Source organism: Paenibacillus sp. FSL R5-0341 (assembly GCF_037975235.1).
GTDB classification, from domain to species: domain Bacteria; phylum Bacillota; class Bacilli; order Paenibacillales; family Paenibacillaceae; genus Paenibacillus; species Paenibacillus amylolyticus_A.
The window spans coordinates 1,430,607-1,445,211 of sequence record NZ_CP150241.1; the positions used below are offsets into that span (position 1 = coordinate 1,430,607).

At 45.0% G+C, this 14,605-nt stretch carries 15 protein-coding genes; 11 read left to right on the top strand and 4 right to left on the bottom strand.

What is annotated here, in order from left to right; all coding sequences use genetic code 11:
• The first annotated feature begins 18 nt into the window (after nucleotides 1–18).
• The 7 genes from MKX75_RS06300 to MKX75_RS06330 all read left to right on the top strand — a co-directional run bounded on the left by MKX75_RS06300 (nucleotide 19) and on the right by MKX75_RS06330 (nucleotide 5,311).
• Nucleotides 19–582, top strand: coding sequence for a VanZ family protein (locus tag MKX75_RS06300; protein WP_339168919.1), 564 nt, complete (start codon nucleotides 19–21; stop codon nucleotides 580–582).
• An 85-nt stretch (nucleotides 583–667) separates the two neighbouring features.
• Nucleotides 668–1,189, top strand: a complete 522-nt coding sequence (locus MKX75_RS06305; protein WP_145146426.1) for a hypothetical protein — start codon at nucleotides 668–670, stop codon at nucleotides 1,187–1,189.
• A gap of 354 nt (nucleotides 1,190–1,543) precedes the next feature.
• Nucleotides 1,544–1,723 (top strand): hypothetical protein, encoded by a 180-nt coding sequence (locus tag MKX75_RS06310; protein ID WP_062833054.1) that lies wholly within the window; start codon nucleotides 1,544–1,546, stop codon nucleotides 1,721–1,723.
• Between the two features lie 32 nt (nucleotides 1,724–1,755).
• Nucleotides 1,756–2,664 (top strand): ABC transporter ATP-binding protein, encoded by a 909-nt coding sequence (locus MKX75_RS06315; protein ID WP_062833055.1) that lies wholly within the window; start codon nucleotides 1,756–1,758, stop codon nucleotides 2,662–2,664.
• The gene (locus MKX75_RS06320; protein WP_339168921.1) at nucleotides 2,657–3,448 is read left to right on the top strand and encodes a DUF2705 family protein; all 792 of its coding nucleotides are present in this window, start codon (nucleotides 2,657–2,659) and stop codon (nucleotides 3,446–3,448) included. Before MKX75_RS06315 ends, MKX75_RS06320 begins: the two co-directional genes overlap by 8 nt.
• A gap of 175 nt (nucleotides 3,449–3,623) precedes the next feature.
• Entirely contained in the window at nucleotides 3,624–4,697 is a 1,074-nt protein-coding gene (locus MKX75_RS06325; protein WP_145146427.1) for an AI-2E family transporter, read from the top strand.
• A gap of 218 nt (nucleotides 4,698–4,915) precedes the next feature.
• Nucleotides 4,916–5,311 carry a GntR family transcriptional regulator gene (locus tag MKX75_RS06330; RefSeq protein ID WP_339168923.1) on the top strand — a complete coding sequence of 132 codons (396 nt, stop codon included), beginning with the start codon at nucleotides 4,916–4,918 and terminating at the stop codon, nucleotides 5,309–5,311.
• A gap of 138 nt (nucleotides 5,312–5,449) precedes the next feature.
• On the opposite strand, the gene MKX75_RS06335 is transcribed toward MKX75_RS06330, so the two are convergent.
• Nucleotides 5,450–5,605, bottom strand: coding sequence for a hypothetical protein (locus MKX75_RS06335; protein WP_175623721.1), 156 nt, complete (start codon nucleotides 5,603–5,605; stop codon nucleotides 5,450–5,452).
• A gap of 40 nt (nucleotides 5,606–5,645) precedes the next feature.
• On the opposite strand from MKX75_RS06335, the gene MKX75_RS06340 reads away from it, so the two are divergent.
• Together MKX75_RS06340 and MKX75_RS06345 are read left to right on the top strand one after the other, a co-directional pair.
• Complete coding sequence (locus MKX75_RS06340) at nucleotides 5,646–6,428, top strand: DUF5808 domain-containing protein (protein ID WP_339168926.1); 783 nt, start codon at nucleotides 5,646–5,648, stop codon at nucleotides 6,426–6,428.
• A 48-nt stretch (nucleotides 6,429–6,476) separates the two neighbouring features.
• Nucleotides 6,477–8,069, top strand: coding sequence for a stalk domain-containing protein (locus tag MKX75_RS06345; RefSeq protein WP_339168927.1), 1,593 nt, complete (start codon nucleotides 6,477–6,479; stop codon nucleotides 8,067–8,069).
• A 92-nt stretch (nucleotides 8,070–8,161) separates the two neighbouring features.
• Here MKX75_RS06345 and MKX75_RS06350 read toward each other — a convergent pair whose 3' ends face one another.
• Nucleotides 8,162–9,523: a hemolysin family protein gene (locus MKX75_RS06350; protein WP_062833059.1), complete on the bottom strand. Its 1,362-nt coding sequence runs from the start codon at nucleotides 9,521–9,523 to the stop codon at nucleotides 8,162–8,164.
• 375 nt (nucleotides 9,524–9,898) lie between these two features.
• Between MKX75_RS06350 and cls the strand changes: the two genes are divergently transcribed.
• Entirely contained in the window at nucleotides 9,899–11,338 is a 1,440-nt protein-coding gene (gene cls / locus MKX75_RS06355) for a cardiolipin synthase (RefSeq protein WP_145146430.1), read from the top strand.
• 358 nt (nucleotides 11,339–11,696) lie between these two features.
• The gene (locus MKX75_RS06360) at nucleotides 11,697–12,605 is read left to right on the top strand and encodes a YitT family protein (RefSeq protein ID WP_062833061.1); all 909 of its coding nucleotides are present in this window, start codon (nucleotides 11,697–11,699) and stop codon (nucleotides 12,603–12,605) included.
• A 55-nt stretch (nucleotides 12,606–12,660) separates the two neighbouring features.
• Here MKX75_RS06360 and ligD read toward each other — a convergent pair whose 3' ends face one another.
• Together ligD and MKX75_RS06370 are read right to left on the bottom strand one after the other, a co-directional pair.
• Nucleotides 12,661–13,551, bottom strand: a complete 891-nt coding sequence (gene ligD, locus MKX75_RS06365) for a non-homologous end-joining DNA ligase (RefSeq protein WP_339168928.1) — start codon at nucleotides 13,549–13,551, stop codon at nucleotides 12,661–12,663.
• 71 nt (nucleotides 13,552–13,622) lie between these two features.
• Nucleotides 13,623–14,573, bottom strand: a complete 951-nt coding sequence (locus tag MKX75_RS06370) for a DNA ligase (protein ID WP_339168929.1) — start codon at nucleotides 14,571–14,573, stop codon at nucleotides 13,623–13,625.
• Nucleotides 14,574–14,605 lie beyond the last annotated feature (32 nt).

Sequence of the window (14,605 nt, forward strand, 5' to 3'; positions counted from 1 at the left end):
AAAGTGGTGATGAATCATATGATGGAGGAGGGTTCAGGGCGCACGAGACAAAAGCATGTTCGAAGAACGTATGGATTTCTCATTGCTCTGCTGCTGATTGTGCTCTGGATTCTGGTCATTTGGTCCATGTCCACGCAATCCTCTCAGCAGCAGGACATTCAGCCTTGGCTGCATAAATGGTCCCAAAAATTGCAAATCGGTTTTACGCTACCAGATGTGCAATTCACCTACGGGGAGTATGAGTATTCGCTGAAACAGAGGCCGTACGATTTTGCAGAGTTCATCTTTCGCAAGAGTGCGCACTTATTTGTATACGCTGTGCTCGCCGTGCTTGTGTACGGCGGGCTGCGATACAGGAGGACATCCATCATGACCTGTATCGTGTCTGCTCTGGCTGTAGTGTGTATCATCGCCTCCATTGATGAGTATATTCAGCAGTTCAGCCCAGACCGGACAAGCTCGATACGTGATGTTGGAGTGGACTTGCTCGGTGGCTGCTGTGGGATTGCTACATATGCCGGGCTTCAGTTTCTGATCCGCAGGATCAGAAAGAGAAAGCATACTCCCATTCAAAGCGAGTGATTTCCCAGGAAATTAGATGCATCGTTCAGCTTCTACTTGTCTACCATCCATCATAAATATGGATGGAGGACAAGGAGGACTGGACATGCTGCGAAGAAGGAACAGGAATGCTTTGCTCAAGAAGATCGGTTTCATAGCGATCATACTGATATTGCTATGGTTGATCGGTAGAACCATTCCGTATTTGTTTCGGGCAGATACACCGGATGAAGCTGCGGCTGTTGCCGAAGAGTTCTACAAATATGAGCAGACGGGTGACTTCGGCAGTTCGTGGGAACTGTTTCATCCCTTGATGAAAGAGCGGTTTCCAAAGAGTGCTTATGTACAGAATAGAGCACATATATTCATGCAGCATTTTGGTGTGGAAACCTTTGAGCTGGAGATGGAGAAGCCGGAGCGCGAGTTCGATGTAACAGTGGTGGATGGTGTGAAGCCATTCTCAGAAGCCTACAAAATCAGAGTTACTCAGAAGTACTCAGGTACCTTTGGACAATTCGATATTGTGCAGACCTGTTATCTGGTAGAGGATGGAGATGAGTGGACCTTACTCTGGTATTATCCGAATGAGAAGAATGAGGGGGCCTCGCAGGATAACAACAGTGAATAATTAAGCATCATTGTCAAAAAGACTGAAATTAAGTCATAATGATATTCACCCATACGTTGCACCGAATTGTATCATTTACCTAACACGAAGCTCCATAAATGCGAGACTTTTGTCGCATTTATGGAGCTTTTTTTGTATTTTACCTGTTTTTATGGCTGTAAAGCCTTGACATTAGTCCCGGTGTCAAGTAAATTACGAGGTAGATACAAAATGTATCAATTTTCAGCGTCTAACGACAAATAACAGGGACTTCTAAGCTCCTTGTGAGGGGAAGGAATATCATTGATCGAAACGGGCCGCTTTTACTGTGTCAGTTGTGGGATGATTGTGTCGGTCGCTAGAAGCTCTGTCGAAATGAAAGAAGAGGGCTATGGAGGCAATCACGTATTTCGCACCGGATTTTACCGGAGTGAAATGCCGCTTGGATGCTGTGAAGCGTGTGTAGTTGAAGTGAAACGTCAGGGGAAATCCCAGTTTGCGGGACAATATACTAAAGATTATGATACACTATGTGCATATGAGAAACGGGCATGAGCTATGTGCTCGTCCATGAAGGAGGGGATTGAATGCAGCAGGAGCCGGTCGTCCGGATTCAGGGCGTCAGCAAGATCATATCCTCCCGATCATTGGTCAGCGACCTGACTCTGGATATTTCTCCGGGGCAGGTTTTTGGTTTTTTAGGACCTAATGGCGCGGGAAAAACAACGACGATTCGAATGATGGTTGGACTGATGTCCATCAGTAAAGGTGATATTTTCATCTCGGGACACAGTGTGAAGAATGAGTTTGAGCAGGCGGTAGCGCAGGTCGGAGCCATTGTGGAAAATCCGGAAATGTACAAGTTTCTGACTGGATACCAGAATCTCGTTCACTTTGCCCGCATGTCGCCGGGAGTTACGAAAGAACGTATTGCGGAAACGATTGAGCGTGTGGGGCTTACAGCCCGTATCCACGATAAAGTCAAAACCTACTCACTGGGTATGCGCCAGCGTCTGGGTGTCGCGCAAGCGATATTACATAAACCGAAGCTGCTTGTACTGGATGAGCCGACCAATGGTCTGGACCCACAGGGCATACGGGAACTGAGAGATTATTTGCGTCAGCTCACCCAGGAGGAAGGCATCACGGTCTTCGTATCCAGCCATTTGCTGTCGGAGATGGAACTGATGTGTGATACCGTAGCCATCATCCAGAATGGCAAGTTGATTGATGTAAGAAACCTTCGGGCTGAAGCAGGTTCGGATGCATTAATTGAAGTTGCTTTTGAACTGAATGATGCAGACCGCGCTGCGGATCTGATTCAGGGTGCTACTGTACAGGGCAATGTCCTGGTGGCACGGGTGTCTCGCGAGCAGATTCCGGATATCAATGCCAAGCTGGTTAGCGAAGGGTTTCAGGTATATGGTATTCGTAACGTGACTCATACCCTGGAAGAACAATTCTTGCAAGTTACTGGGGGTGGAGGCATTGGGTAGTTTCGGTAATCTGATATTGAATGAAAATATGAAAATATTCCGTCGTCCCCGTACCTGGATCATGTTATCGATTCTGGCGCTGATCTCGCTGTTAATGCCAGTGTTACTGCGAGAAGGCATGGGGTCCAATGAAGTTTTGTACTGGGAAGCGGCTGTGACGACCATCCAGATTACGTTTTTCTTGAACACGATCTTCTGTGTTGTGATTGCAGCGGAATCGGTCGCAGGTGAATTTACTTGGGGAACCATTAAGCTATTGCTGATCCGTCCATGGTCACGAAGCAAAGTTCTCGCTTCCAAATACCTGACCGTCATTGGCTTCAGTATTGTCAGTACATTGCTGGTCATCGCGATGGCCATGCTAACGTCGTATATCCTTTTCTCGCATGATGCTCCGGGAGGAAGCAGTAGTCCGGCTACGAATGCGCTGACGCTATGGGGATATCTGTACGTCGATCTGTTCATTACGCTTGCGATTGCCTTCATGGTGTCCTCCGTATTTCGTTCAGGCGCACTTGCGATTGGATTATCCCTGTTCATTATGTTCTCACAAAGTATCTTCTCACTCATATTCAATCCGGACCGTTATGAGTGGGCCAAGTATGTTTTATTTAACAACATGGATCTTAGCAAATACATGACTTCCGGGGCGGAGTTTGCGCTTATGGGTGGTCCGAGTGCAGGAATGACACTGGGTTTCTCCATTGCAGTCCTGGCAGTGTATTATGTTATTTTCATGGTGATTTCCTGGGTTGTATTCAGCAAAAGAGATGTGGCAGGCTAACGCCTGCTTCTTTTTTTTGCCCTAATGCTGTTTTGGGAGAAAAAAAGTGTATATTCAGCATCGGCTGTGGCATGACTGTCATTTAAGGGTACTTAGTATCATAAGTAAATGACTAGATATACATATCAACGCCGCAGTCACTTTGGCAACGCAGCGCATGGAGGGATCACGTTTCTTGATAAACAACAAGTTCTACCGCATCTGCACAGCGATTATTCTGCTGCTGCTCATCGTGTATCTGGGGGATAAAGTGAACTTTATTTTCAGCCCCCTGACCTCACTGATTCACATCATCATCATTCCGCTGCTGATTGCTGGTTTTTTCTATTATCTGTTGCGCCCGCTCGTCGATTATATGGAAAGACATAAGATCAAGCGTGCATTGTCAGTTCTGATTATTTATGTCGTGACTGCATTAATACTTGCTGGTTTCAGTGTGCTGGTCTGGCCTTCATTGAGAGAGCAACTGATGAATTTTGTGGAGAATGCTCCAGCGTTGGTTACTTCGCTCAGCGATCAGTTGAATGCACTTGAAAAGAGTAATTTTGTTTCCAGATATCTGCCTGATGATTCCAATCTATTCTCACGACTTTCCGATATTCTGAGCCAAGGGATCACTCAGGTAACCGATTATGTCTCCGGGTTATTCTCTGTGGTATCCAATCTGGTTATTATTTTGGCAACGTTCCCGATCATGTTGTATTACATGCTTAAGGAAGGCAGCAAATTTGGAACGAATCTCACCTTTTTGTTGCCGAGACATTATCGGAAGGATGGGGAAGAAACCGTCCATGAGATCGATGAAGCACTAAGCAACTATATCGTTGGTCGGGTTATCGTTAATGTAGCCCTGGGGATTCTGATGTACATCGGTTTTCTCATCTTAGGTTTACCCTATGCATTGCTACTAACTGTGGTATCAATTATTCTGAATTTTATCCCTTATGTGGGGGCTTTGCTGGCGGCTATCCCGGTTGTCATTGTCGCGTTTATCGAATCACCTTCGATGGCGATCTGGTCACTGGTTATTATTGTGATCGCACAGCAAATTCAGGATAACCTGATCTCACCTTACGTCTACGGCAAGCAGCTTGATATTCATCCACTGACTACCGTTATTCTTTTGCTCGTAGGTGCCGATCTGGGAAATATTCTGGGTATGATCATCGTTATTCCGCTATATATGATCCTGAAAATTATAGTTCGCAGAATCCATTACCGGATTGTTGAAGATAAGACTGAAACTTAAATGAAATTGAAATACAACGCTGTCATGTGCCACTACTAATGTTTGCTCTTGAATCACATCGATAAGCTCAACAGGATAAGCCGCATATCCATGGTGAAGGGTCAGGTAACTTGCCCTCGCGATGGATATGCGTTTTTTTTTATTTTCAACCTTATTGCTCACTTATGTTATACCTGTTATACTTGATATATAACAGATAACAAAAAGAAGGTGAACCCTTGATTATTCAACTGGATATGCAATCCGAACTTCCCATCTATTCGCAACTTGTATATCAAATTATCGAAGGCATTGCTAGTGGTGAGTTACAGCTAGGTGAGGCGCTACCTTCGGTTCGGAATTTGGCAGCAGATATTGGTGTTAACCTTCACACGGTCAACAAGGCGTATACACTACTCAAGCAAGATGGATACATTCTTGTACATAGACAAAAGGGAGTTGTGGTAAACCCTGATGGAATGCCTGAATTAACGGATGAATTTTTGAAAAAGCAGCAAAGCGAATTAAGACCGATTATTGCCGAAGCGATATGTCGTGGAATGACCAAAGAGGAGCTAACTGCGGTATTAGAGCAAATGTATGATGATGTAAAGAGGGGTCACAACAGAGAATAAAGGGAGTGTGTTATGTATGCAACTATTTAGTATATTACCTATCATCTTAATCTTTGCTCCATTAGCCTTACTTCTATCCTTTACACCTTATTTGACAAGGGAAACCATTAGCTTTGGGGTTACGGTAAGTGAATATAATTACCACACACCCATCTTACGTAAGCTACGCAGTACGTTTGCTACAGTAAGTCTGATCGGAAACGGGATGGTTATTCTTGTCTGTCTGTATTTACTTCGATCTGCTAATGAAGAGTCAACCGCAATAATCACCGGTGTTTGCACAATGATATTCATTGTGTACTGGTCAGCACTACACCTCTTATTTCATTTCAAGATGAAAAAAATAAAGGGAATACTTACAACTGTAGAAGCACCTCAGCGGGTTAAAATCGATACCACCTTCCGCCAAAATAAGCTCACCTATTCCAACTATTGGTTTCTCATTCATATTGCTATTATTGTAGCCATTGGGATCATTTCGATCCTGAATTATAAGGCATTACCTAACGTCATTCCAATGAAATATGATTTTCAGGGCAATGTCACTTCCAGTGTGCCTAAAACCTACCTCTCGGTACTGGCTATTAATCTGGTACAGCTAGGCATCATTGCACTTATGATGCTGGTGAACTGGAGTATCAAAACAAGCAAACAACAGCTTACTACGTCTAATCCGGCCAAATTTGCTGCTGATAATATTCAATTCCGCCGTAAATGGTCCCTATTTACGATCATAACGGGGTTACTTCTTACCATTTTATTTGCCTTCATTCAGATCAATATGTTCGTCCCTAATTTGGTCTTGTTAACTGCTATTAGCCTTATCATTCCTGTATTGATCGTGTTAGGCGCTGTATTGCTGTCTCTTACAGGCAGACAAGGCGGTGGGAAGATTCGGAATCATCAGGAAGATCGCGAACGTTCCAAGGAGCAGCCTGTGAATGACGATGATTATTGGAAATTTGGTTTCATTTACTTCAATGCCAATGATCCTTCTTTTACGGTAGAAAAACGTTATGGAATAGGCTGGACCATCAACTTCGCTCGTCCGTTGTCTTGGGTCCTGTTGTTATTCATCATTGCTATTGTTGTTATAAGTATAGTCCTGAGCCAATAAATGCTCATAGATCTATGCATATCATAAAAAGAATTAGGAGGATTTATTATGATGAACCATTGGAAAAAGCTATTACTTTCTCTTACTTTCGTATGTCTCATCCTGCCGGTGACAGCCATCTCAGCAGCTGGTGAGAAACCCGCTGGTAGTGAAAATCTAGTTCCTATTCGTGAGATTGCAGAAAAGAATGGGGCAGAGGTATTGTGGCAGAAAAAAACAGGTGAAATTACAATACGAAAAAATGAGCTTATGATTGTACTTAAGGTAGGAGAGAAACAGGCGATTGTAAATGGGCAGGTCATAGCCTTAAACAATCCTGTTCAGTTAACGAAAGGAGTTACCTTTATGGAGAGGGAATTTCTTACGGAGACGCTGAAGGCAGCACCTGAGGACATATTCATTTCACTTATAAGTGAGGGTGATGGCAAGGAGGCTGCCAAGTATGTTCATACCTCAGTGAGTGGCGTGTTGTCACCCACGTTGTTGAGTCAGCTATGGGGAGCTTTAGAAGGACAAAATGGCAAAATTACAAGTAAAGCCATAGCTAAACACGTAGAAAATAACACAGTGCATCGCAATGTCACTTACACTTTTAAGACAGCGCTTACTCGTTTAAATATTACAGTCAGAATGAATGATAACGGACTTGTGGATGACTTGTATATTGCTGCCGCTACACCAGATGTTTATCAAAAACCAAGCTATGACGATCCATCTGCTTATACAGAGCAAGATATTACCGTTGGTCAGGGTGATTTGGCTTTGCCAGGGAGATTAACTTTGCCCAAGGGAGAGGGGCCTTTCCCGGTTGTCATTCTGGTACACGGATCTGGGCCTAGCAATCAAGATGCTGCCATTGGTGGTGCAAAGCCATTTCGCGATCTTGCGGTAGGTTTAGCTTCACAAGGAGTTGCTGTATTAAGATACGATAAGGTCACATATGAGCATACCTATAAGGTCGCTTCTCAGCCCAAATTTACATTAAAACAAGAGAGCGTAGATCAGGTAACCGATGCAGTGGAATTGCTTAAAAAGAATACACATATTGATTCTACAGCGATTTTTGTAGCTGGACATAGTCAAGGCGGGTTTGCATTACCGTTAATCCTTGCTGAGGATAAACAACATGATATTGCAGGAAGTATTCTACTTGCTGCACCAAGTAGTAGCTTTGTGGATGTGCTTACCGAGCAGCAGGACGAATTGGTCGATCGGATGAAGCAGCTTGGTTTAGACACGGAGATCATTCAAGGGCAAGCTGATTTTTATAAAAATGTGGCTGCGATCGTTAAAGATCCTAAATATTCTAAAGATCATCTTCCTGAAGCGTTTCCACTTCAACCTGCTTATTGGTGGTTTGAGCAGAAAGATTATGTACCTGCGGAACTGGCTAAAACACAAAATATCCCCATGCTTATTGTACAGGGTGAAAATGATGTGCAAGTGTCTATGAATCAATTCGAAAACTGGAAATCGGCTCTTCAAGGTCATTCCAATGTAACGTACAACAGCTATCCAAAGGTAAATCATCTGTTATCCAGCTATGATGGACTTTCGATTGGCCAAGAGTACGCTGAGCCATCTAATGTCTCCAAAGCCATTATCGATGATATCGCGAAGTGGGTATTAAAAGTTGAGTGATGACATGTAGAAGTGACATATTGAGCGAGAAATAATAAGAAGAGCACTTACCAATATAGGTAAGTGCTCTTCTTATTGTATATAAAGTTGCTTTATTTTGCTAAATTAGGAGACTCTTTTTCGTCTTCATCGGTGTAATCAGACATGGTCAGTGGTTCCTTGGGAACAACGGCTACTTTGTAGAACCGATTCTTATCTTTTTCCAGCAAAACAAAGATTAGATTCTCGAACTCATATTCTTCCTGTTCGTTCATCTCGGGACGATGGCTGTAGAGCCATCCACCAATGGTGTCCCACTCATCTGCATCCAGGCTGGACATAAACATGTCGTTCACCTTCGATAAGGAAACCTTACCATCCATAATGACATAGTTCTCATTGATGACTTGGATATCTTCCACTTCGTCTGCGTCGAACTCGTCGCGGATCTCACCAACAATCTGCTCAAGCACATCCTCAATGGTTACAATTCCGGAAGTTCCGCCATATTCGTCGACAAGTACGGCGATATGTACGCCATCCTTCTGCATTTTCTTGAGCAAGTCCTTCACAGGAGTTGTTTCGTGAACAGCCGATACAGGCTGAATCAGGGAGGACAGATCGACAGGTTCATCGTTTCCGTAAAGCTCCAGGAAGAATTGCTTTGTATTAATGATTCCGATGATATCGTCTTTACTCTCATTGACTACTGGAAACCGGGTATATTGTTCTTCACGAATGATCTCCAGGTTTTCCTCGTTCGTTCTATTCACATAAAGGCAGACCATATCGGTCCGGGGTACCATGATTTCTTTGGCTAACATCTCATCAAAAGCAAAGATCCGGCTTACATAACCGAACTCGGCTTGGTTGATTTTACCACTTTCAAAGCTTTCATTAATAATGATCTGCAACTCTTCTTCGGAGTGTGCATCTTCATGTTCAGAAGCAGGTTTGATTCCGAACAGTTTCACCAGTTGGTTCGCTGAGCCGTTTAACAGCCAGATAAAAGGATACATAATTCGGTTAAACCAGATGATAGGTGTAGACGTCAGCAGTGCGACAGTCTCGGCTTTCCGGATTGCAATCGTTTTTGGAGCGAGTTCACCAACCACAACATGCAGATACGTGATGGAAGCAAACGCGATAACAAATGATAAGAATGAAGAAACCGCCTCAGGAATTTGCATGCTTTCGAACACAGGGTGGAGAATCTTCTCTACCGTTGGTTCACCCAGCCAGCCCAGTCCCAGAGATGTGATCGTGATTCCAAGCTGGCAGGCGGACAAATATCCGTCCAGATTGGCAACGGCCTGTTTAACAGCCAGCGCACGCTTGTTTCCTTCTGCAATCATTTGATCGATCCGGCTCGGACGAACCCGTACCAGCGCGAACTCCACTGCAACAAAAAACGCCGAAAGTCCTATCAACAACGCAACCAATACTAAATTTAACGCATACCTCTCACTTTCCATTCACTGCTCTTCTCCTTTAGGTAATAAGTTTTTAACGAGTATTATATCTAATTTTACGTAAGAAGACCACCTTATCATGAAGAAAAGAGGAAGAGTCTGGAAGGGGAACGGAGCAGATTGTCGTCACAATGCGGTTCTGCTTCATGATAAATCTGATATGTAGAGGGTAACACAGTCAGAATATACAACCAATGCGCAGAAATTCGGATTCCCAGAATAAAGTATTCCATGTGCTTATGTAAAGTTTTATCTAAGCAAACGTTACGAACAGGGGCTACATTGGGTATCTATGATTAGCTGTAGGCTTAATCGTCAAAGCTGTGTAAGTGAGAGAACGGCAAGGTCATGAAGCTTGCCATCTGAGGAGGAAGCCGAATGTTCTGGCTGGTCATTATATTAGTCGTATTTATTTTTCAGGCAGCCACGATTCTGTTGCTGGAATTTCGGAATCCGGCCAAAGCTGTGGCTTGGCTGTTTATTTTGTTCTGTGTGCCACTGGTCGGTTTTGTGGTGTACTATTTCGTGGCCCAGGACTATAACAAACGCAAAAAACTTCGCAAAGGTGGATCACGGATCTTCCGGGAAATGAGGGAAACGATCTGGGAACAAGCCCGCATCATTGGAGATGTTGAACAGATGCCTGGCAATCGTTACAACCACCAGCATCGTTTGTTTAACCTGTTGTCCCATCTGTCGGAGAGCCCCATCACAGGTTGTAATCACAGTACGGTGCTCACGAACGGGGAAGAGGCATTCACTGCAATGTTGAAGGAGATGGAAAAAGCGAAGCATCATCTGCATGTGGAGTTTTACATCTTCCGAGACGATGTGATCAGTACGAAGTTTCAGGATGTCATGATTCGCAAGGCACAGGAGGGCGTGAAGGTTCGGTTTATCTGTGACGGTCTCGGCAGTCACAAGATGAGCTGGAGTTTTATCCGCAAACTGCAGGATGCAGGTGTGGAGTTTCACTATTTTCTGCCCCCACTAATTGCAACGATTGACCGAAGAGTTAACTACCGAAATCACCGCAAAATTGTCGTTGTGGATGGACAGGTTGGCTTCGTGGGTGGCATTAATGTAGGTGATGATTACCTTGGGAAATATCCGGAGATCGGTTTCTGGCGGGATACACATGTACAGATCGAGGGAGATGCCGTGTATTTCCTGCAAAGTACGTTCCTGAACGACTGGAAATTGGCTTCGGGTGAGCGAATTACTGAACCCCAGCTTGCGGAGTTGTTTCCACCTCATATCTGTAGCGGGGAAGAACGAATTCAGATTCTGGCCAGTGGGCCGGATCAGGACTGGGATGCCATTCAGGAAATGTGTTTTGGCGCCATTTCGGTAGCTTGTGACCGGATTTACATTACCACACCTTATTTTATCCCTGATCCTGCACTGTACGAGGCACTCAAAACAGCTGCTGTCAGTGGGGTCGATGTGAAAATTATCATTCCTTATCAATCCGATTCCAAGCTTGTTCATCTGGCGTCACTTTCATACGTGGAGGAGCTGTTGCGAGCAGGTGTGCAGTTCTTCCAATATCGCAAAGGTTTTGTACATGCCAAAGTGATGATTGTGGATGAGTTGCTTGCAACGGTAGGCACGGCCAATATGGACATGCGTAGTTTTTTCTGTAATTTCGAAATGACGGCCGTATTGTTCGAGACCTCCCCGATTCATCGTTTGGTTGCTGATTTTGAACGTGATCTCAAAGAATGCAGCAAGATCGACCTAAAGGTTTTTCAGGGGCGTTCAAGAGGACAAAAAGGTGCAGAAATGCTTTCTCGGATGCTTTCTCCGCTTCTTTAGCCGATTTAGGGCAGATTTCTGAAGATAAGTTCACTTTTTGTGAATTTATCTTCTTTTTGCTAAGTATTTTGCTCAAATTTGATCTTTTATGATATAATAGATATATAAATCATGTCTTGGCGAAGGAGGGGAGTCTGCGGGAAAACAGGCTCCCTTTTGCTCTCTTTTGAAAGTGTAAACCGGAATTAAGACAATCTTGAATCCATTTCATATAGCCTTTAGATGCTTGTGCTCGTACTGACAGGGTACGTATAGAATCGATCTTTGTGAACACGCACTTCTATATGTAGGTTCCCCCGTGGAGTATTTAAATGATTTATGAAATGGATTCACATACTGATCCAACGGGGGGGATACCATGTCCAATGTAACGGTTAAAGAACTGACATCCAAGCCTGACCGGGGCGTCAAAAGCTCGGTGTTTACATTAAAGCTGCTGCAACGTATTGTGATGATTCTGATCGGTGCTGCACTGATGGCTGTATCGCTTGAAGTGTTTCTCGTGCCAAATGGTGTTATTGATGGTGGGATTACAGGTATTTCAATTATGGTGTCGGAGCTTACACATCTGCCACTGGGAATATTCCTGACCTTGCTCAACTTGCCGTTCCTGATTCTGGGTTACAAGCAGATTGGTAAAACGTTTGCGTTATCCACGCTGCTGGGGATTGTGGTCATGTCGATCGGGACTTCATTATTGCACCATGTTCCTGCATTGACACCAGGGGAGCCATTGCTCGGAGCTGTATTCGGCGGATTGATCCTGGGTGTGGGGGTTGGACTCGTTATCCGGTCTGGTGGTTCACTGGACGGTACAGAGATTGTGGCCATCCTGCTTAGTGAGAAATCACCGTTGTCTGTAGGACAGATCGTATTGTTCATTAACGTATTTATTTTCGCAGGTGCAGGATTTGTGTTCGGCTGGCCGAATGCCCTGTATTCCATGATTGCATATTATATTGCGATGAAGATGATTGATATTGTGAATGAAGGACTTGACCAGTCCAAATCAGTATGGATCATTAGTGAGAAATATCGTGATATCGGTTCAGCTCTGACAGACCGTCTCGGTCGTGGGGTGACTTTCCTGGATGGAGAGGGCGGATTCAGCGGGGACGAGAAGAAGATCATCTTTGTCGTAATCACCCGTCTGGAAGAAGCGAAGCTGAAGACCATCGTTGAAGATTGGGACCCGCAAGCCTTTGTGGCTATCGGTAACATCCATGATGTGAAGGGCGGACGTTTCAAGAAAAAAGGTATTCATTAGCGATTTATATACGCATGAATGATAATAGCCGACACCCTTGTAATAAGGGAGTCGGCTATTTTTTCTTCAAGTGCTTGAGAATGAGCTCTACCGGTTGGGGCTCAACGGCTGCGATCAGATCACCGGTGTCATTCAGGCGTTCAACAATATTCATCAGATGGTAATCCTGGATGGAGACGTTGTTTCGAACTTCATCCCAGGTCAGTGGAGTAGAGACGGTGGCGCCTGATTTGGCACGTGGTGTATAGGGAGCTGCAAGGGTTTTGCCGCCGTAATGCTGGAGGTAGTCAAAATAAATACGGTCTCCACGGTCCTTTTTGAGTCGTTCCAGTGTGAACAGATCCGGGTGCTTCTGAGTGACATATTTACCAACAAAATAACCGATATCTCGTAATTCATCAAAGGTTATCCCTTGAATAATCGGAACGATGATCTGAACGCCTGTGGCGCCTGAAGTTTTGGGGATGGACCTCAGACCAAGCGAAGTCAGGGTCTCGCCAACGATGAGTGCAGCTTGCATGATCCGGGGTTCATGTTCCTGAGAGGGGTCCAGATCAATCATCCATTCACAGGGCAGATGGCTTCCTACGGTATGCAGAGAAGGGTGAAATTCAAGTGCAGCCAGATTGCCAAGCCATAACAATTCGGGGAGTCCATTCATGACCACATAGCGGATGCCGTCGTGTACTTCAGTCCGAACATAGTCAGGGACAGGTTCAGGGGCATTCTTTTGATAGAAAAATGTTCCTCCAGTCCCGTGGGGATACCTTATGGTGGTGAGCAATCGATTGCTTGTATATGTAAGCAGATACGGAGCCAAGGCGGCCAGCTTTTGCAGATAGATGGCTTTGGTAACACCCGCATCCGGCCACAACAGTTTGTCCGGGTTCGTGACCGTTAGCTCTGTGCCTTCTATTATGATGGTACCTTGAATCTTAGGGGCCATACGGAACACCTCCTATTATCTAATCAATCGTTAAAATCATGGGCTGAAACACGCGTGCAGCGATCTCTTCTTCATTGAAGAAGCTGGTTCGCCAGACAATCCTCGCGGGTTACATCCGCGAAAGTTTGAATACTGGGATGACGCAATGTGCGATGATGTGTCAGTTCCATATATTGCACTTTGACACCTATTCGTGGTTCCACCCAGGTGGTCTCTGCACTGCGCTCGGGTATATTGTGGAACGGCCTATCCTGCCTGACCAGAGGATCCACTTGATGTGTGAGTTCCCGCCAAGTATTGGAGTTCAGCTTGCCAGTCCCGACATGACCAATATAGACAAAGTTAGGCCCATCATATACACCAATCGCGACGGCATTCACGATACCGTTCCGGTAAGTGACTCCTCCGATCATGGCATATACATCATGCATGATTTTGACCTTCTGCCAGCGCTGGTCCTTGCCCTGAATGCCGTAGCTGCTGGTGAGATCCTTGCAGACGATGCCTTCCATCTGGTGCTGTCTCATGACCGTAAGCAGGGAAGCAGCATCAAGCGTATTGGTGACCTCCTGAACATGGGGAGCGGTGTTGAGAACCTCGTGCAACAGGCGTTGTCGATCTGCCAATGGCTGATCCGTCACCCATTTTCCCTCATAGAAGAGGATATCAAATACCATATAAGTAACCGGAATCTGATGTATGGCCTGGGCGATACCTTCGGGCCTGCTCATGCGATCCCTTCTAAGTACGTGATAAAACGAAGGTTTTCCGGTGTCAGGGTCCAGCGCAATCACTTCTCCATCCAAGATATAGGAGGAACCGGAGCATAGATTACGTGGTGTTACCAATTCGGGATATTGTGCGGTTCGATCATGCAATCTGCGATTCACCAGACGCAGCTCATGCCCGTCCTCATAGGCAAGCATGCGAACTCCATCCCATTTGATCTGGGCAATCCATTGGGGGCCTGTAGGCAAGGTATCCCGAGATATGGGTTCGAACGGAATCAACGGTTTGAACATGGAGAACTCCTTTCTCGTACCAACCTGTTGGA